The organism is Pseudonocardia sp. EC080619-01, from assembly GCF_001420995.1.
In the GTDB taxonomy this organism is placed as follows: domain Bacteria; phylum Actinomycetota; class Actinomycetes; order Mycobacteriales; family Pseudonocardiaceae; genus Pseudonocardia.
The window spans coordinates 1,810,895-1,828,011 of the sequence record NZ_CP012184.1 but is presented as its reverse complement, the minus strand read 5'-3'; the positions used below and the strand labels follow the sequence as shown (position 1 = coordinate 1,828,011).

General features: G+C 74.2%; 19 protein-coding genes and 1 other RNA gene. 15 read left to right on the top strand and 5 right to left on the bottom strand.

The genetic code is table 11. The features are described from left to right. Nucleotides 1–11 precede the first annotated feature (11 nt). Complete coding sequence (locus AD017_RS08420; RefSeq protein ID WP_060573852.1) at nt 12–770, top strand: tyrosine-protein phosphatase; 759 nt, start codon at nt 12–14, stop codon at nt 768–770. Here AD017_RS08420 and AD017_RS08415 read toward each other — a convergent pair whose 3' ends face one another. Both AD017_RS08415 and AD017_RS08410 read right to left on the bottom strand, forming a co-directional pair. Beyond that, nucleotides 771–1,163 (bottom strand): hypothetical protein, encoded by a 393-nt coding sequence (locus AD017_RS08415; protein WP_010225087.1) that lies wholly within the window; start codon nt 1,161–1,163, stop codon nt 771–773. After that, nucleotides 1,160–1,408, bottom strand: coding sequence for a hypothetical protein (locus tag AD017_RS08410; RefSeq protein WP_010225088.1), 249 nt, complete (start codon nt 1,406–1,408; stop codon nt 1,160–1,162). Before AD017_RS08410 ends, AD017_RS08415 begins: the two co-directional genes overlap by 4 nt. Before the next feature lie 123 nt (nt 1,409–1,531). On the opposite strand from AD017_RS08410, the gene AD017_RS08405 reads away from it, so the two are divergent. From AD017_RS08405 to AD017_RS08385, 5 genes are all read left to right on the top strand, one after another. Beyond that, nucleotides 1,532–2,704 (top strand): acyl-CoA dehydrogenase family protein, encoded by a 1,173-nt coding sequence (locus AD017_RS08405; protein WP_060573851.1) that lies wholly within the window; start codon nt 1,532–1,534, stop codon nt 2,702–2,704. 11 nt (nt 2,705–2,715) lie between these two features. Further along, a complete protein-coding gene (locus tag AD017_RS08400) occupies nt 2,716–3,756 on the top strand; it encodes an acyl-CoA dehydrogenase family protein (RefSeq protein WP_060573850.1) in 1,041 nt (346 codons plus the stop codon). A gap of 132 nt (nt 3,757–3,888) precedes the next feature. Further along, entirely contained in the window at nt 3,889–4,398 is a 510-nt protein-coding gene (locus AD017_RS08395; RefSeq protein WP_010225095.1) for a PadR family transcriptional regulator, read from the top strand. A gap of 66 nt (nt 4,399–4,464) precedes the next feature. Continuing rightward, nucleotides 4,465–5,571, top strand: coding sequence for a peptide chain release factor 2 (gene prfB / locus AD017_RS08390; RefSeq protein ID WP_010225097.1), 1,107 nt, complete (start codon nt 4,465–4,467; stop codon nt 5,569–5,571). Further along, a complete protein-coding gene (locus tag AD017_RS08385; protein ID WP_060573849.1) occupies nt 5,568–6,344 on the top strand; it encodes a hypothetical protein in 777 nt (258 codons plus the stop codon). Before prfB ends, AD017_RS08385 begins: the two co-directional genes overlap by 4 nt. On the opposite strand, the gene AD017_RS08380 is transcribed toward AD017_RS08385, so the two are convergent. Beyond that, on the bottom strand, nt 6,331–7,557 hold the full coding sequence (locus AD017_RS08380; RefSeq protein WP_193408778.1) for a multidrug effflux MFS transporter: 1,227 nt from the start codon (nt 7,555–7,557) through the stop codon (nt 6,331–6,333). The genes AD017_RS08385 and AD017_RS08380 overlap by 14 nt on opposite strands. 62 nt (nt 7,558–7,619) lie before the next feature. Between AD017_RS08380 and AD017_RS08375 the strand changes: the two genes are divergently transcribed. Beyond that, nucleotides 7,620–8,081: a MarR family winged helix-turn-helix transcriptional regulator gene (locus tag AD017_RS08375; RefSeq protein WP_060573848.1), complete on the top strand. Its 462-nt coding sequence runs from the start codon at nt 7,620–7,622 to the stop codon at nt 8,079–8,081. 18 nt (nt 8,082–8,099) lie between these two features. Here AD017_RS08375 and AD017_RS08370 read toward each other — a convergent pair whose 3' ends face one another. After that, on the bottom strand, nt 8,100–9,353 hold the full coding sequence (locus AD017_RS08370) for an oxygenase MpaB family protein (protein WP_227012697.1): 1,254 nt from the start codon (nt 9,351–9,353) through the stop codon (nt 8,100–8,102). Between the two features lie 133 nt (nt 9,354–9,486). Between AD017_RS08370 and ftsE the strand changes: the two genes are divergently transcribed. The 7 genes from ftsE (at nt 9,487) to AD017_RS08335 (ending at nt 14,780) form a co-directional block, all read left to right on the top strand. Beyond that, a complete protein-coding gene (gene ftsE, locus AD017_RS08365) occupies nt 9,487–10,176 on the top strand; it encodes a cell division ATP-binding protein FtsE (RefSeq protein ID WP_010237300.1) in 690 nt (229 codons plus the stop codon). After that, nucleotides 10,177–11,079 (top strand): permease-like cell division protein FtsX, encoded by a 903-nt coding sequence (gene ftsX / locus AD017_RS08360; RefSeq protein ID WP_060573846.1) that lies wholly within the window; start codon nt 10,177–10,179, stop codon nt 11,077–11,079. 66 nt (nt 11,080–11,145) lie between these two features. Further along, nucleotides 11,146–11,631: an SsrA-binding protein SmpB gene (smpB, locus tag AD017_RS08355; RefSeq protein ID WP_010237295.1), complete on the top strand. Its 486-nt coding sequence runs from the start codon at nt 11,146–11,148 to the stop codon at nt 11,629–11,631. Between the two features lie 146 nt (nt 11,632–11,777). Further along, the gene (locus tag AD017_RS08350; protein WP_010237292.1) at nt 11,778–12,710 is read left to right on the top strand and encodes an amidohydrolase family protein; all 933 of its coding nucleotides are present in this window, start codon (nt 11,778–11,780) and stop codon (nt 12,708–12,710) included. A gap of 28 nt (nt 12,711–12,738) precedes the next feature. Then, nucleotides 12,739–13,998: a trans-acting enoyl reductase family protein gene (locus AD017_RS08345; protein ID WP_227012696.1), complete on the top strand. Its 1,260-nt coding sequence runs from the start codon at nt 12,739–12,741 to the stop codon at nt 13,996–13,998. Between the two features lie 110 nt (nt 13,999–14,108). Further along, nucleotides 14,109–14,500, top strand: a transfer-messenger RNA (tmRNA) gene (gene ssrA, locus AD017_RS08340). 88 nt (nt 14,501–14,588) lie between these two features. Next, nucleotides 14,589–14,780, top strand: a complete 192-nt coding sequence (locus AD017_RS08335; protein WP_010241385.1) for a ferredoxin — start codon at nt 14,589–14,591, stop codon at nt 14,778–14,780. A 15-nt stretch (nt 14,781–14,795) separates the two neighbouring features. Here the strand turns inward: AD017_RS08335 and AD017_RS08330 are convergent, their stop codons facing one another. Then, nucleotides 14,796–15,524: a VIT1/CCC1 transporter family protein gene (locus AD017_RS08330; protein ID WP_060573845.1), complete on the bottom strand. Its 729-nt coding sequence runs from the start codon at nt 15,522–15,524 to the stop codon at nt 14,796–14,798. A 64-nt stretch (nt 15,525–15,588) separates the two neighbouring features. On the opposite strand from AD017_RS08330, the gene AD017_RS08325 reads away from it, so the two are divergent. Next, a complete protein-coding gene (locus AD017_RS08325) occupies nt 15,589–17,079 on the top strand; it encodes a cryptochrome/photolyase family protein (RefSeq protein ID WP_060573844.1) in 1,491 nt (496 codons plus the stop codon). Nucleotides 17,080–17,117 lie beyond the last annotated feature (38 nt).

The following is a 17,117-nucleotide window of genomic DNA, read 5'->3' as shown; positions in this document are numbered from 1 at the left end:
GGCTGACGGGCGTGACGGATCTCGTGCCGGACCGCTGGTTGACCTTCGACGGCCTCGCCAACGGCCGGGACGTGGGTGGGCTCCCGCTGGACGGCGGTGGCCGGGTGCGGTCCGGGGTCCTGCTCCGGACCGAGTCCCTGGAAGGGCTCAGCGAGGCCGACGTCGCCCGCCTCACCGGCGAGTACGGCGTCGTCCAGGTACTGGACCTGCGCAAGGACGAGGAGCTCCTCGTCTTCGGGGCGGGCGCGCTCGCGGGTGCGGGGGTGGAGGTGCACCGGCTGAGTTTCATCCCCGAGACCGGCCGCGGGCTCCCCGAGCTCGGCGACGACGCCGACCCGATGGTCGCCAACTATCTCGCGTACCTGGGCGACCGCGCGGCCAACGTGGTGTCGGGGGTCCGCCGGGTCGCCGAGCGGGAGGCCGGCGCGACCGTCGTGCACTGCGCGGCGGGCAAGGACCGCACCGGGGTGCTGGTCGCGCTGATCGCCTCGGCGGTCGGGGTCGCCCGCGCCGACGTGGTGGCCGACTACGTGCTCTCGGCGACCCGGATCGACGCCCTGTTCCGGCGCTGGACCTCCGTCAGTGGTGAGGAGATGCCGCCGGCCGACGAGCTGGACCGGCACCGGCCCCGGCCCGAGGTGATGGAGACGTTCCTGCGGATGCTCGACGAGCGCCACGGCGGCCCCGTCGCCTGGCTGCAGGCGCACGGTCTCACCGACGGCGAGCTGACCCGCCTTCGTTCCCGCCTGCGTGACGAGAACGGGTCCTGATCAGGGAAGTTCCTCGATCGGCACCATCGGGTCGAGCTTGCGCAGGGTGCCGGGGTCGCCGGTCACCGCGGGCCAGCCCCGGCGCCGTGCGGTCGTGACGACCTGGCCGGTGACGATGTCGTCGAGACCCTGCGAGGCGAGCAGCAGCCCGGCCTCCTGGGCGCCCTCGGGCGACAGTTCCTGGATGACCGTGTTCGGCAGGCCGAGCAGCACCTGGAGTGCCGCGTGGTGCTCGGGCTCGACCATCGACCAGGCGCGGCCGAGGGCGGCGCTGGGCACCGCGAGCACGATGTGCTCCTCCACCGCGGCCCAGACCAGGGCGCGCATGTAGACGGGGCGGCCGGTGGCGAACGCCGCCAGGGCCGAGGAGTCGAGGACCCGCCCGCCGATCATCGTGCGCCGACGGCCACGGGCGTGCCCGGGCGCAGGGAGCGCCGGGCCGCGTCCAGCTCGTCGGCCGGGGGTGGGCCGCCGTAGAGGTCGGCCAGTGCGGACAGGGAACGGTCCCTGTCCTGTCTGGCCTGGACGGCCTCCGCCACATAGGCGGACAGGCTCGCCGCCGATCCGCGGGACACCGCGTCCCGTGCTTCCGCTACCAGCTCGGCCGGCAGCGTCACCGTGACTCGCTCGCTGCGCATACCCGAATGCTACTCCCTGCATACCGGTCCGGCCACGCGCCACGCCGGGTAGGCAGGTTACCGGCCAGTATGCAAGGCTGCGGAGAGGGACAGTGCCGACCTCACGCAGAACGGGTGCAACGCATGGACCTGACCTTCACCGCGGCCGAGGAGGAGTTCCGTTCGGAGCTGCGCTCCTGGCTCTCGGCGAACATCCCGCAGGAATGGACCCGGCCCGGGTTCTGGGAGTCCCTCGACGACGACGAGAGCTTCCGGCTGCGCCGTGACTGGGAACGCGACAAGGCCGACGCGGGCTTCGCCGGCATCCAGTGGCCCACCGAGTACGGCGGCCGCGGCGGGACGCCCGGCATGAAGGCCATCTACGACGAGGAGATGGTCCGCGCCCACGCACCGCGCACCGTCAACCCGCTGGGCCTGACCTTCCTCGCGCCGACCGTCATGGCGATCGGCACCGACGCGCAGAAGAAGGAGATCATCGGCCCGCTGCTGCGCAACGAGGTCGTGTGGTGCCAGGGCTTCTCCGAGCCCGGCGCCGGGTCCGACCTCGCGGCGCTGTCCACCAAGGGCGTCCGCGACGGCGACGACTTCGTCGTCAACGGGCAGAAGGTGTGGACGACCAACGCCGTGCACGGCGACAAGATCTTCACCATGGTGCGCACCGAGGCCGGCTCGGAGAAGCACCGCGGCATCTCGATGCTGCTGATCGACATGGACCAGCCGGGCGTGACCGCCCGCCCGCTGCGCCAGATGAGCGGCGCCAGCGAGTTCGGCGAGGTCTTCTTCGACGACGCCCGGGTGGCGGCCGCCGACTGTCTCGGCGAGATCGGCGACGGCTGGCGCACGGCGATGCTGCTGCTGTCGTTCGAGCGCGGGGCGTCGGGCATCTCGCAGTACACCGAGTTCCGCAGGCAGTACGACGAGATCGCCGCCGTCGCCCGCACGCTCGGCCGCGACACGGACCCGGTCGTCCGCGACGACCTCGCACGCGTCCTCACCGAGCTGGAGTGCCTGAAGCTCCACTCGATGCACGTGCTCACGCAGGTCGAGCAGGGCCGTGACCTCGGGTTCGAGGCGTCGATGACCAAGTTGCAGTGGTCGGAGGCGTTCCAGGACCTCTGGGAGGTCTACGACCGGATCCTCGGCGAGCACGCGACGCTCGACACCCTGCCGGACGGCACCGACCTGCGGCCGCTGCACGGCCAGGCGATGTGGTCCCGGTCGGTCACCATCTGGGGCGGCTCGTCCCAGGTCCAGCGCAACATCACCGCCGAGCGCGTGCTCGGCCTGCCGCGGTAGGGGGCACCGGCATGTTCTTCGCACTCACCGAGGACCAGCAGGAGTTCGGCAAGGCCGTCCGCGACTACCTGGCCGAGCGGTTCGACCTGGCCGCCGTCCGGGAGGTCGTCGAGGGCGGCGTGGCCGACGGCAACCCGGCGTCGCTGTGGGCGGCCGCCGGCGAGCAGGGCTGGCTCGCCGTCACCGTCGGCGAGGAGCACGACGGGCTCGGGCTCGGCCTGGTCGAGGCCCAGGTCATCGCCCGTGCGCTCGGCGCAGGCGTCGCGCCGGGGCCGTGGCGGGGCACCGTGCTCGCCGCCGAGGCGATCCGGCTCGCCGGGTCCGACGAGCAGCGCCGCGCCTGGCTGCCGAAGCTCGCGGCGGGCGAGGCGGTCGGCGCCGTCTCCCACCGCGGGGACGTCGCCGGCGGGCTGCCCGCCGTCGAGTACGGGGCCGAGGCCGACGTCGTCGTCGGGCCGTCCGATCCGGACCTGGCCGGCCTGTCCCTGCTGACCGGCGCGACCGCGACGCCGGTGGGCAGCTACGACGGCACCACCCGGCTCGCGTCGCTGTCCGGCGGGACGGCCGAGGCGCTGCCCGGCGCGACGGTCGAGCTGCAGAAGCAGCTGACCGACCGGGCCACCGTGCTGGTCGCCGCCGATCTCGTCGGGATCGCCCGGGAGGCGCTGACCCGCACGGTCGCCTACGACCGCGACCGCGAGCAGTTCGGCGTGCCGGTCGGGTCGTTCCAGGCGATCAAGCACGCGCTGGCCGACCTGCACGTCGGCGTGACGATGGCCGAGCACGCGTCGCTCTACGCCGCACACGCGGCCGACAGCGCCGCGGCCGGCGTGCTGGACCCCGCCGAGGCCGATCTCGCGGTCTCCGTCGCGAAGGCGAAGGCGAGCGAGGTGGCGCTGCAGGCGACCGCGGCGATGATCCAGTACCACGGCGGCATCGGCTACACCTGGGAGCACGAGGCGCACTTCTTCTACAAGCGCGCCAAGCGGCTCGCCGGGCAGTACGGCGACGTCGCCGTCCACCGCGAGCGGATCGCGACGCTGACGGTCTGAGCGCAGGCGGCGTCCGGCGGCGCGGCCCGGGGGGTCCGAACTGCGCACAGTGGATCCCCCGGACGCCGCGTGCCCTGCACAGATGTGCTGAGTGGACTCGCGCGCGGGGCCCGCGCGTGGGACCGTCGCACGATGGCCCCCGTCACAGCGGTCAACGCGACCGCCGCCGCCCTGCTCGGCCTCCTCCACGGTGGCCCGATGACCGGCGGGCAGCTCGTCGCGGCCGCCGGCGAGCGTTTCGGGCTGTACTTCTCGGTCACCCGCAGCCAGGTCTACCGGGAGCTCCCCGTGCTCACCGAGGAGGGCCTGCTCCGGCTGGGCAAGCAGGGGCCGCGGGCCAGCCAGCAGTACGTCATCACGGCGGCGGGCAAGCGTGCGTTCAAGGGCTGGCTCGCGTCCGGCGGCGAGGCCGACGCGGTGCGCAGCCCGATGGTGCTGCGCCTGCTGCACGCCGGGTCGCTGACGGTGAAGCAGCGCACCGAGCTCCTGCGGTCGGCCCGGGAGGCCTACACCGAGCGCCTGGCCGAGGCGCGCGCCGCCGCCCGCGCGACCGACGACCCCTACGAACGTCCGGTCGCCGACTTCGCCGTCGCGCACACCCGGGCGATGATCAAGCTGATCGACGCCGTCCCGGTGGACTGAGGCCCCGGTGCGGGTCGGCGGGGGAGCCGCCGGGTGCGCGGCACACCCCGCGTACGCTCGGTCGACGTGAACCCCGACGTCCAGGCCGACCTGAAGGACCTCGACACCACGCTGTCCAGCATCGAGGCCGTCGCCGACGTGCCCCGGCTGCGCCAGGAGATCGAGGAGCTCTCCGAGCAGGCGGGCCGGCCGGACCTCTGGGACGACGTCGAGGCGGCCCAGAAGATCACCAGCCGGCTCGCGTACGCGCAGGGTGACCTGCGCCGGCTCGACGACCTGCGTCGCAGGCTCGACGACCTCCCGGTGCTCTACGAGCTCGCCGAGGACGAGGGCGACCAGGCCGCCGTCGCCGACGCCGACGCCGACCGCGCCCGGCTGCGCAGCGAGATCGCGTCGCTCGAGGTCCGGACCCTGCTGTCCGGCGAGTACGACGAGCGCGAGGCGCTGGTGACCATCCGCTCGGAGGCCGGTGGCATCGACGCCGCCGACTTCGCCGAGATGCTGCTGCGCATGTACCTGCGCTGGGCCGAGCGGCACGGCTACGGCACCGACGTCTTCGAGACGTCCTACGCCGAGGAGGCCGGCATCAAGTCGGCCACCTTCGCCGTCCACGCGCCGTACGCGTTCGGCACGCTCTCGGTCGAGGCGGGCACCCACCGGCTCGTGCGGATCTCGCCGTTCGACAACCAGGGCCGCCGCCAGACGTCGTTCGCCGGGGTCGAGGTGGCGCCCGTCGTGGAGTCGTCCGACCACGTCGAGATCGACGAGAAGGACCTGCGGGTCGACGTGTTCCGCGCGTCGGGGCCGGGCGGCCAGGGCGTCAACACGACGGACTCCGCGGTCCGGCTGACCCACATCCCCACCGGGATCGTCGTGGCCTGCCAGAACGAGCGCTCGCAGCTGCAGAACAAGGCGTCCGCGATGGTCGTGCTGCAGGCCAAGCTGCTGGACCGGCGGCGGCAGGAGGAGCGCGAGCTCATGGACTCCTTCAAGGACTCCGGCTCGTCCTGGGGCAACCAGATGCGCAACTACGTCCTGCACCCGTACCAGCTGGTGAAGGACCTCCGCACCGAGCACGAGGAGGGCAACCCCTCCCAGGTGCTCGACGGCGAGATCGACGACTTCATCGAGGCCGGGATCCGCTGGCGCCGCCAGCAGGCCGACGAGGCGTGACGGCCGTGACCGCGCGGCGCGGCCGTGGACGGCCGGTCGCCGCCCTGCTCGGGCTCGTCCTGGCACTGTCACTGGCACTGACCGTGTGCACCGGCGGCGGCCCCACCGCGAGCGGACCGGCGGCGGAGCCGGGGCCGTCCCCGCAGGACACCGTGACGGCGGCGGCGCGGGCGCTCGCCGACGCCGGCTCGGCCCGGGCCACCGTCGGGCTGGACGGGCCGACCGGGCCGTTGCGCGCCAACGGGCCCGCGCGCTTCGAGCCCTTCGCGGCCGACCTCACCGTCGATCTCGGCACCCGCGGGGCGCATGTGCGGGTCCTCGGTGACGACGCCTGGGTGCGCTTCGGCGGATCGCCGGGCTGGCAGGCGCTGTCCACCGGACTGCTCCCGGTCGGTGCCGTGACCGGGGCGCTGCACGCGACCGCGGGCCTGCGTGACGTCGTCGCGCAGCCCGGCACCGAGGACGTCGAGGGCCTGCCCGCGGTGCGCTACACCGGGACCGTCGACCTGGCCGCCGCCCGTGCCGCCGCTCCCGACCCGGCGGCGGCGACCCGGGTCGACGAGCTGTCCGGGCTGGTCTCGCCGACCCCGTGGTTCACCGCGTGGCTCGGGGCACCCGACGCGGCGCAGCCGGACCGCGGACGCCTGGTGCAGCTGCGCCTGGAGCCGGCCGGCCCGGCGTCCGGCGAGCAGAGCGCGAACGCCGCCGTACCCGGCGCCGTCACGCTCGGTTTCACCGAGCCGGGACTCCCGGTCGAGGTCACCGCGCCCTGACGGGGGCGCCGCGGGTCAGCGTCGCCAGCGCCGAGGCCGACAGGGCTGCGGCGACGAGCATGGCCACCGCCATCACCGTCGCGCTGGAGCCGACCAGTGGGGACACCAGGGCGCCCAGTCCGAACTGGGTGGCGCCGAGCAGCGCCGACCCGGTGCCCGCCCGGTCGCGGACCTCTCCGGACGCCAGTGCCGAGCTGTTGCCCAGCACGAAGCCCTGGGTGGTGAGGATCCCGAACAGCAGCACCAGGACCGGCCAGCGGGCCGCGCCCAGCAGCACCGTCACGGTGAGGGCGGCGCAGAGCACCACGAGCAGGCCGACGGCGGTGACCAGCTGGCGGCGCGGGGCGATCCGCGACGACAGCCGTCCGCTGACGATGCTGCCGGTGACCAGGCCCATCGCGTTGACCCCGAAGGCGATCGCGTACTGGGTGGTCGAGAGGCCGAGCGTCTGCTGCAGCACGAACGGCGAGCCGGAGATGTAGGCGAACATCATCGCGAAGGCGGTCGCGAACGCGAGGACGTAGCCGACGTAGCGGCGGCGGCGCAGCAGGGCGCGGACGTCGGAGAGGGTGCGCCGCAGCCCGCCTGCGCTGCGCGCCGTGACCGGCAGCGTCTCGCGCACGGCGAGCGCCGAGGACGCCAGCATCACCAGGGCCAGCGCGGCGAGCACCCCGAAGATGCCGCGCCAGCCGATCGGGCCGCCGAGCGAGCTCCCGAGCACCGGCGCCACTACCGGGGCGATGCCGTTGATCGCCATCATCAGCGAGAACAGCCGTGCGGTGCGGTCGCCGGAGGTCCGGTCGGAGATCATCGCCCGGCTGAGCACCACGCCCGCCGCACCACCGAAGCCCTGCAGGAACCGGGCGGCGACGAGCACCGGTACCGACGGGGCGAAGGCCGCGGCGACGCTGGCCAGGAACAGCAGGACGGTGCCCGCCAGTACCAGCCGCCGGCGGCCCCAGCCGTCGGAGAGCGGGCCGATCACCAGCTGACCGGACGCCAGTCCGACGAGGAACGCCGTCAGCGTCAGCTGGGCGGCCGACGCCGACGCACCGAGGTCGGCCGCGACGTCCGGCAGGACCGGCAGGTACATGTCGGTGGCCAGCGGGGCCACGGCGGTGAGCAGGGCGAGCACGCAGATCCAGACACCGTCCGGGACGTGCCGGCCCCGCTCGGGTGCCGGGGAGGTCACGGCGTCGGTGTGGCCGGTCATCGGCTCTCCTTCCGTCAGGTACCTATGAATATAGATATGAATTCCGCGGTACACTGGCGGATGTGACGGATGTCGACGCGCAACCGGTGACCGGTGACTGGCCGGGGCTCGCCACCGCGGTGCACGACCTGTCCCGGGTGCTGCGCAGCGTGGGGGAGCGGGCCGTCGGGCTGGACGCGATCACCGGATCCGAGCACGAGGTCCTGCGCACGGTCTGCGCCCGTCCGGGGAGCACGGTCTCCGCGGTGTCCCGGACCCTCGGGCTGCAGGCCAGCAACGTCAGCACCACGGTGCGGTCGCTGCTCGGGCGCGATCTCGTCGAACGCCGTCCGGACCCGGCGGACGGGCGGCGTGCCCTGCTGCACCCCACGGCGCGGGCGCTCCGGCACCGCGAGCTGCTGGACGCGGCGTGGTCGGACCGGATCGAGCGGGCCCTCGCCGGGCTCCCTGCGGGCGACGCCGAGGCCCTGCGGGCAGCGGCACCCGTGCTGGACCGGCTCGTCGCCGCGCTCGACCCGCGCTGACCCGGGCGACCGTCCCCGTCAGCGGCGCAGGCCGGAGGTCGCCTCGTAGGCCGCGACGTGACCGCGGGCGTAACGCGCGTACCAGCGCTCCCGGTGCCGCGCACCGCGCCGCTCCAGCGCCCGCCGCACCGGTGGGAGCAGGTGCCCCGCGAGCTCCGCGGCGGCGACGAACGGCGCCCGGAGCAGCGGGACGGCGATCCACGGCAGCGGCGAGGGCATGCGGTGCGCCCGCCAGGTCCGGCGCGCCGTCCACAGCCAGGCGTACCCCGCGTGCACACCGTGCGTGTAGACGCCGCGCAGCCGGTCGGCCCCCGTCCGGCCCAGGGCCGGTGCGAACCCGGCGGGGAACGACTCGATCAGCTCGGCGCCGTGCGCGCCGGAGTCGCGGGAGCGGGCGTCGAGCACGAGCAGCAGCAACCGGACGGCGTCGGCGACCGTCTCCGGGTACCAGCGCGGCTCCACCCCGAGCAGATGCCCGAGGTAGCGCTGGAAGTGCAGCAGCGCCCGCATCTCGGCCGGGCTCGTCAGATGGCCCAGCGGCCACAGCGCGAGCGCGGGGGCGACGCTGCCGCCGAGCAGCGTCATCATCTGCCAGGTCCGGCTGATCGGGACGCCCCACCGGTCCTCGTCCCACTCGGGGTGGCCCGCGACCCGGCGCCGCACGGCGACGTGCATGACCCGGACCCGCAGGGCCGTCGACCGGCCCGCCGAGCCGGGCGTGAACAGCGCACCGGGCTCGGAGACGTCGATCCAGAACCGGACGGTCTCGAAGAAACGCCGCCGGGCGTTGTCCCCGGCGTACCCGCCTGCCAGCGAGAGGGGGGTGGCGACGGCCGCCTCGGTGTACATCTCGAGGGTGGTGCTCCCGGCGACGGCGAACAGCATCGTGCCCCAGCGCCGCCACACCGCGGCGCCCCGCTCGACGAGCTCGGGACGCACCCAGTCCGGTGTCCGCTCGAACCCGGCGAACAGTGCGCGCATCGCCTCGGGCGCGTCCGGGACGGCGGCGACCCCGCCGGGGCCGAGCGCGGCGTCGAGCATCGCCCGCCCGCCGGGACGGTCGAGGACCTCGTCGGCGAACCGCTCGGCGAGGGGATCGGCGGCGAACAGGCCGTCGGTCACCGCGCGCACCTGGTCCGCCGCCGGGTGCAGGCCGGTGCCGGTGCACGCCCGCAGGACCCGGTCCACCGTGCGCCCGCCCGGCCACCGCCCGGGACGCCCGAGCAGGAACGCGGCCGGGACCCGCCCGCCGCCGTCGCCGGCACCGCTCATCGTCACCCCGTCGTCGTGTGTCGCTCCGCTCCCGGCATGATCGCTGCCGCGGCGCTACCGCCCGGCGGACGGTGCGCCCGTCGCGCGTGTCGTCACGGCCCGTATACGCGGAGCGGCGGTACCGTCCCGCTCCGTGATCGAGCTGCGGGACGTGACCATGCGCTACCCGGCGTCCGGACGTCCGGCGCTGGACCGGATCTCCGCGACGGTCGATCGCGGCGAGTTCGTGTTCCTCATCGGACCGTCCGGGTCGGGCAAGTCGACGCTGCTGCGGCTGCTGCTGCGCGAGGACGTCCCCACCTCCGGTGCGATCCTGGTGGACGGCCGGGACGTCGCCCGGCTGCCCCGCCGGAAGGTGCCGGGTCTGCGCCAGCGGATCGGCTGCGTCTTCCAGGACTTCCGGCTGCTGCCCGGACGCAGCGTCGCCGGGAACGTGGCGTTCGCCCTCGAGGTGCTGGGCCGCAAGCGGTCCGACATCGCGGTCGCGGTGCCGGAGCTGCTGGAGATGGTCGGCCTGCAGGGCAAGGCGGAGCGCATGCCGCACGAACTCTCCGGCGGGGAGCAGCAGCGGGTCGCGATCGCGCGGGCGTCGGTGAACCGGCCGCCGCTGCTGCTGGCCGACGAGCCGACCGGGAACCTCGACCCCGAGACCAGCCGGGAGATCATGCAGGTGCTGGAACGGATCAACCGTGGCGGCACGACGGTGCTGATGGCCACGCACGACGACACCATCGTCGACGCGATGCGACGCCGGGTGATCGAGCTGTCCGACGGCCGCGTCCTGCGCGACGAGGCCCGCGCGGTGTACGGGGCGGGCCGGTAGATGCGGCCCGCTCTGCTCACCCGCGAGGTCTCCGGAGGCCTCCGCCGGAACGTGACGATGACGCTGGCGATGGTGCTGACCACCGCCGTGACCCTGATGCCGGTCGGGGCCGGGCTGCTCGTGCTGCGCACCATCGACGACATCTCCGCGCTCTACGCCGATCGCCTCGAGATCCAGGTCGCGCTGACCCCGGACGTGTCCGGCACCGACGCCGACTGCTCCGGCCCGACCTGCGCGTCGCTGCGGGCGGCGCTGGAGTCCGCGCCGGGCGTCGGCGGGGTGGCGTTCGAGTCGCAGCAGCAGGCCTACGAGCGGTTCCGCGAGCTGTTCGCCGGGCAGTCGGTCGCCGACGTCGCCCGGCCGCAGTCGCTGCCCGCCACGCTGCGGGTGTCGCTGACCGACCAGCAGGGCGGCGCCGCCGCCGCGACCGCCGCGGTGGAGGGCCGGCCCGGCGTGCGGGGCGTGATCGACCAGCGCGACGTCGTCGGGACGCTGTTCGACTTCCTCGACGGCGTCCGCAACGTGGCGTTCGCGCTGGCGATCGTGCAGGCGATCGCCGCGGTGCTGCTGATCTCCAACACGGTCCAGGTCTCGGCCTTCACCCGGCGCACCGAGGTCGGGGTGATGCGGCTCGTCGGAGCCACCCGGTGGACCACCCAGCTGCCGTTCCTCGTGGAGGCGGCGATCGCCGGCGCGGTCGGCGGCGCGCTGGCCGGGGCCGGTCTGGTCGCGGCGAAGTTCGCCGTCGTCGACGACCTGCTGGCCGCCATCGGGCAGGCCGGGGTGATCCCGCCGGTCCGGCTCACCGACGTCGCGCTCGTGGCGGTGCTGCTGGTCCCGACGGGCGCGGTCGTCGCCGGTGTCACCGGCTACGTGACGCTGCGCGCCTACGTGAAGGTCTGACCACGTGACGGGCCGGGGCGGACGTCGCCACGGATACCGGTGGCGCGCCGCGGGTAGGCTGGACGCGTGAAGGAACAGGGCCGGAAGGTGATCGCGCAGAACCGCCGGGCCCGGCACGACTACTCGATCCTGGACGTCTTCGAGGCCGGGGTCGCGCTGAAGGGGACCGAGGTGAAGAGCCTCCGTCTCGGCCGGGCCTCGATGGCGGACGCGTTCGCCACCATCGACGACGGCGAGATCTTCCTGCGCGGGCTGCACATCCCCGAGTACGTCCGCGGCAGCTGGACCAACCACGAGCCGCGGCGCACCCGCAAGCTGCTGCTGCACCGCGAGGAGATCGACCGGCTGATGGGCAAGACCCGCGAGGGCGGTCTGACCCTCGTGCCGCTGTCGCTGTACTTCAACGACGGCAAGGTCAAGTGCGAGATCGCGCTGGCGCGCGGCAAGAAGGACTACGACAAGCGCCGGGACCTGGCCAAGAAGGACGCGCAGCGGGAGATGGCCCGCGCCGTCGGCCGCGCCGCGAAGGGACGCGCCCGCGAGATGCGCTGAGCCGGCCGTGCCACCGGCTTCGCACGGGTCCGGGTGCCTCGCACGGGATCGGATCCCGTGCGAACGACGGGATCCCGTGCGAACGATGATCGCCAGGGCCGGACGGGCCGCAGGTGGCCCGGCCGGGTGGCGGGGTCGCGCCTAGGGTGGGCGGCGTGGATCTTCCCCCGCCACCCCGCGACGACGCCGACGTCCCGCGCTGGACCGCCGAGCTCGGACTGCCCGGCCTGGTCGACGTGCACGTGCACTTCCTGCCCGAGCGCATGCTGCGCAAGGTGTGGGACTACTTCGAGCAGGCCGAGACGCACTACGGCGTCCCGTGGCCGGTGCAGTACAAGCTCCCCGAGTCCGAGCGGTACGCGCTGCTGGAGCAGCTCGGCGTCCTGCGGTTCGCGCCGCTGACCTACCCGCACAAGCCGGGGATGGGGGAGTGGCTGACCGGCTGGGCCGGCGAGTTCGCCGACGCCCACCCGCGTGCGGTGCGCACCGCGACGCTGTACCCGGAGCCGTCGGTCGCCGACTACCTCGGCCGGGCCGTCGACGACGGCGCGCGGATGGTGAAGGTGCACGTCCAGGTCGGTGCGTTCGATCCGCGCGACCCGCAGCTGCGCGACGCGTGGGGGCTGCTCGCCGAGGCCGGGGTGCCGGCCGTCGTGCACTGCGGGGACGGGCCGATCCCCGGGGACCACACCGGCCTCGGGATCTTCGCCGAGGTGCTCGAGGCGCACCCGTCGCTGCGGATCGTCCTCGCGCACGCGGGCATGCCGGACTTCCGGGGCGCACTGGAGCTGCTGGACCGGTTCCCGAACCTGGTGCTGGACACCACGATGGTCGGCACCGCGTTCAGCGAGCGGATGGCGCCGCTGCCTGCGGACTGGCCGGCCCGCCTGGCCGACCACCCGGGCCGCATCGTGCTCGGCACCGACTTCCCGAACATCCCGTACCCCTACGCCGAGCAGCTGCAGGCGATCCACGCCTGGGCGGCGGCGGAGCCGCGCCTCGGGCACGGCTTCCTGCGCTCGGTGCTGTACGACGCGCCCGCCGAGGTGCTGGGCGTCCGTGACGAGCTGCCGGCCTGACCCCGCGCAGGACCGAGGAGGAGACCCCGTGGTGAACCCGCAGCACGACCCGACCGGCGGCGCCGCGCCCGACGAGCCCGTGGACATCGCGCTCTACGGCGCGACCGGGTTCGTCGGCGCCCTGACGGCCCGCTACCTGGCCGAACACGCCCCGGCCGGCGTCCGGATCGCGCTCGCCGGCCGGTCCGAGGCGAAGCTCGCCGCGGCCCGGGCGGCACTGCCGGAGCGGGCCAAGGAGTGGCCGCTGATCGTCGCCGACGCGTCGGACCGGGCGGCCACCGACCGGCTCGCGGGTGCCGCACGCGTCGTCCTGACGACGGTCGGGCCGTACGCGAAGTACGGCCGGCAGCTCGTCGAGTCCTGCGCCCGGGCCGGGACGCACTACGCCGACCTCACCGGGGAGGTGCTGTTCGTCCGGGACGCCGTCGACCGGTGCCACGGCATCGCCGAGTCCACCGGCGCCCGGATCGTGCACTCCTGCGGCTACGACTCCGTCCCGTCCGACCTCGGGGTGTGGCTCGCGCACACCGCCGCCGAGGCCGACGACGCCGGCGGCCTCACCGAGGTCCGGACGGTCGCGACGATGCGGGGCGGTGTTTCCGGCGGAACGGTCGACTCGCTGCGCGGCCAGATCGACGCCGTCCGCGCCGACCGGTCGCTGCGCCGGCTGGCGGCCGACCCGCACGCGCTGAGCCCGGACCGGGCGACCGAGCCGACGCCGTCGCAGCCCGCCGACGCGGGCCCGCCGAGCCGGCTCGACGACGGCACGTGGACCGCGCCGTTCGTCATGGCGTCCTACAACACCCGGATCGTGCGCCGCTCCAACGCGCTGCTCGGCCACGCCTACGGCCGCGGCCTGCGGTACGGCGAGCTCCAGGGCTGCGGCCGCGGGATCGCCGGTGCCGTCGCGGCGGGCGTCGTGACCGGCGGGCTCGGTGCGCTGGTGGGTGCGTTCGCGATCGGACCGGTCCGCCCGCTGCTGGACCGCGTGCTGCCCGCCCCCGGGAGCGGGCCGTCGGAGCGGACCCGGGCCTCGGGCTGGTTCCGGATGGACGTCCGCGCGACGACGGAGTCGGGGCGCCGCTACCGCGCCCGGGTGTCCGGGCCGGGCGACCCGGGGTACGCCGCGACCGCCGTCATGCTCGGGGAGAGCGGGCTCGCGCTGGCGCTGGGCGGGTCCGCGCTGCCGGACCGGGCGGGCTCCCTGACCCCGGCGACGGCGATGGGGGACGTGCTCGTCGACCGCCTGCGGGCGGCCGGGCACACCTACGAGGTCTCGGCGGACTGACGCAGCCGTGACACACCCGGAACCGGAATGATCCCGGTGGCGCCGGGCGTTATGCTGGGTGTCCGCGCGGGGAGACCCGGGCGGACAGCAGGTGGATCACGACCTGACCAGGGGGTGAACGGTTTCGACTCCGATCGTCGATCGAGGTGAAGCGTGCCGAGGAAGGCGACGATGATCTCGTTAACCATGCGTCGCAAAAAAATAAGTGCCGACAACAGTCGCACTGCCCCGGTTCAGGCTCAGAGCGCCTTCGCGCTCGCTGCCTGATCCAGTAAGGGGCTGTCGGGCCGGAGGCGTCCCCGCTCCGGTACCCGGCATCAGCTAGGGGACTCACCCTGCGGTTCGGCCGCGGAAGCGCAGGGGACATCCAACAGCGGCTGGGATCGTCACACCGGCTCGTCCGCGTGACCGGTGGATCCGAGTAGAGACAGAGCGGACTGCGCACGGAGAAGCCCTCGTGAACCGACGGAGGACCCGGGTTCGATTCCCGGCACCTCCACCAGCCACAGCGGCCCCGTCCCGGACCTCCGGGACGGGGCCGCCGTCGTTCCCACGGTTTTCCCGCTGCGCCGGGGTGGCATCCTGGGTGCATGCGCGTGACCGTGGACAAGGAACTCTGCATCGGTGCCGGCCAGTGCGTCGTCACCGCACCCGACGTGTTCGACCAGGACGACGACGGCATCGTCGAGCTCCTCACCGACGACCCCGGCGAGAGCGACCGCGACGCGGTCAAGGAGGCCGAGCACGTGTGCCCGGCCCGGGTGATCGCCGTCGAGGACTGAGCCGGGTGCCGCCGCTCAGGCGACGCCCACCCCGATGAGCATCCCGACCAGGTAGGTCGCGCCCGCCGCGATCGCACCGAACGCGAGCTGCCGCAACGCGGCCACCCACCACGACCTCGAGGTGAACCGGGACGTCAGCGCCCCGGCGCCCAGGAGTCCCAGCCCACCGACGGCCAGCCCGAGCGCCAGCGAGCCGTACCCGAGCAGGAACGTCACCAGCGGCACGATCCCGCCGACGACGAACGCGGCGAACGACGACACCGCGGCGACCCACGGGGACGGCTGGTCGTCCAGGCTGACACCCAGCTCCTGGCTCAGGTGCACCCGCAGCGCGAGGTCCGGGTCGGCGTGCACCTCCCGGGCGACGGCGTCGGCGGTCCCCGCCGACAGCCCCATCCCGCGGTACATCTCCGCCAGCTCGTGCTGCTCGGCGCGCGGGTGCTCCGCGATCTCGCGCCGCTCGACGGCCGCCTCGGCGTCGACGGCGTCGTTCTGCGTGCCGACCGAGGCGAACTCGCCGAGCGCCATCGAGAAGGCCCCGGCGACCACACCGGCGAGCCCGGTCAGCACGATCACGTCCCGACCGGCGCCGCCCCCGCCGACGCCCGCGACGAGCGCGATCGTCGTGACCAGGCCGTCCATCGCGCCGAACGTGGCCGCCCGCAGCCAGCCGCCGGACACGTCCCGGTGCGCGTGGTCGTGGTCGTGGGCGGCGAGCTCGGCGTCCAGCTCGGGATCGTTCATGCGTGCAACGATAGGCGCGCGGGCTCGCCGCGCGGGGTGTCCGCGCCGCCCCGACACTGGGGCCATGGCCTCCCGGGACCGTCTGCCGCTCTGGCTCTTCGCCGACCAGCTCGGCCCGCACGTGTGGGACACCGACGAGTTCGCGGACCGCGAGATCGTGCTCGTCGAGTCGTCGCGGGCGCTCGGCCGCAAGCCCTACCACCGGCAGAAGCTGCACCTGGTGCTGTCCGGGATGCGGCACCTCGCCGACGCACTCGGCGACCGGGCCACCTACCTGCGGACCGGCACCTACCGGGAGGCGCTGGAGACGGTGGGCCGGCCGGTCGTGGTGCACCAGCCGACGTCGTTCCCGGCGTCGGACATGGTGCGCCGCTTCCGGAAGGAGGGCCTCGTCGCGGAGGTGCGGCCGACGCCGACCTTCGCGCTGCCGCAGGACGAGTTCGACGACTGGGCCGGCGACCGCGAGACGTTCCGGATGGAGGACTTCTACCGCTCCCAGCGGGAACGCTTCGACGTGCTGATGGAGGGCACCGAGCCCGTCGGCGGGAAGTGGAACTACGACCACGACAACCGCGAGTCCCCGCCCAAGGGCGCCGGGACGCTCGGTGTCGAGCCGCCGTGGCAGCCGTCCGAGGACGAGATCGACGAGCAGGTCCGCGCCGACCTCGACGCCGCAGGCCTGCCGACGGTCGGGGAGGACGGCCCGCGCCGCTTCGCGGTCACGCACGACGAGGCCGTCCGCGCCCTGCGGCACTTCGTGGACCACCGGCTCGACACGTTCGGCCCGTACGAGGACGCCATCCTGGCCCGGGACTGGGCCATGGCGCACTCGTTGCTGTCGGTCCCGCTGAACCTCGGTGCGCTGCACCCGCTGGAGGCCGTCCGCGCGGCCGAGCAGGCGTACCACGACGGGACGGCCCGGCTGGAGAGCGTCGAGGGCTTCGTCCGGCAGGTGCTCGGCTGGCGCGAGTTCGTGTGGCAGCTCTACTGGCGGTTCGGCCGCGGCTACACCCGCAGCAACCACCTGCGGGCCCGCACCCCGCTGCCGGACTGGTGGGCCGGGCTCGACGCCGGCGCCGTCACCGCGTCGTGCCTGTCCTCGGCGCTGTCCGACGTCCGGGACCGCGGCTGGACCCACCACATCCCCCGGCTGATGATCCTCGGCAACCACGCGATGCAGCGCGGCTACCGCCCGGACGAGGTCAACGACTGGTTCGCGACGGCGTTCGTCGACGGGTTCGCGTGGGTCATGCCGCCGAACGTGATCGGTATGAGCCAGCACGCCGACGGCGGCCGGATGACGACCAAGCCGTACGCCTCCGGTGGCGCCTACATCGACCGCATGACCGACTTCTGCAAGGCCTGCGCGTTCGACCCGAAGATCCGCGTGGGGGAGAAGGCGTGCCCCTTCACCGCCGGGTACTGGCAGTTCGTGCACCGGCACCGCGAGCTGCACGCGTCGAACCACCGGACGAAGCGGGCGGTCGCGACGATGGACCGGCTGACGGACCTGGACGCGCTGCTGGAGCAGGAGTCGGCCCGCGAGGAGTTCTGACGGCCGGGGGAACGCGCGACACGGACGTGTGATCCGGC

Coding starts and splice junctions, on each gene's coding strand:
- AD017_RS08415 (WP_010225087.1), bottom strand. CDS start 1,163: ATGATCGGCGGGCGGGTCCTCGACTCCTCGGCCCTGGCGGCGTTCGCC.
- AD017_RS08410 (WP_010225088.1), bottom strand. CDS start 1,408: ATGCGCAGCGAGCGAGTCACGGTGACGCTGCCGGCCGAGCTGGTAGCG.
- AD017_RS08405 (WP_060573851.1), top strand. CDS start 1,532: ATGGACCTGACCTTCACCGCGGCCGAGGAGGAGTTCCGTTCGGAGCTG.
- AD017_RS08400 (WP_060573850.1), top strand. CDS start 2,716: ATGTTCTTCGCACTCACCGAGGACCAGCAGGAGTTCGGCAAGGCCGTC.
- AD017_RS08395 (WP_010225095.1), top strand. CDS start 3,889: ATGGCCCCCGTCACAGCGGTCAACGCGACCGCCGCCGCCCTGCTCGGC.
- AD017_RS08380 (WP_193408778.1), bottom strand. CDS start 7,557: ATGACCGGCCACACCGACGCCGTGACCTCCCCGGCACCCGAGCGGGGC.
- AD017_RS08370 (WP_227012697.1), bottom strand. CDS start 9,353: ATGAGCGGTGCCGGCGACGGCGGCGGGCGGGTCCCGGCCGCGTTCCTG.
- ftsX (WP_060573846.1), top strand. CDS start 10,177: ATGCGGCCCGCTCTGCTCACCCGCGAGGTCTCCGGAGGCCTCCGCCGG.
- AD017_RS08335 (WP_010241385.1), top strand. CDS start 14,589: ATGCGCGTGACCGTGGACAAGGAACTCTGCATCGGTGCCGGCCAGTGC.
- AD017_RS08330 (WP_060573845.1), bottom strand. CDS start 15,524: ATGAACGATCCCGAGCTGGACGCCGAGCTCGCCGCCCACGACCACGAC.
- AD017_RS08325 (WP_060573844.1), top strand. CDS start 15,589: ATGGCCTCCCGGGACCGTCTGCCGCTCTGGCTCTTCGCCGACCAGCTC.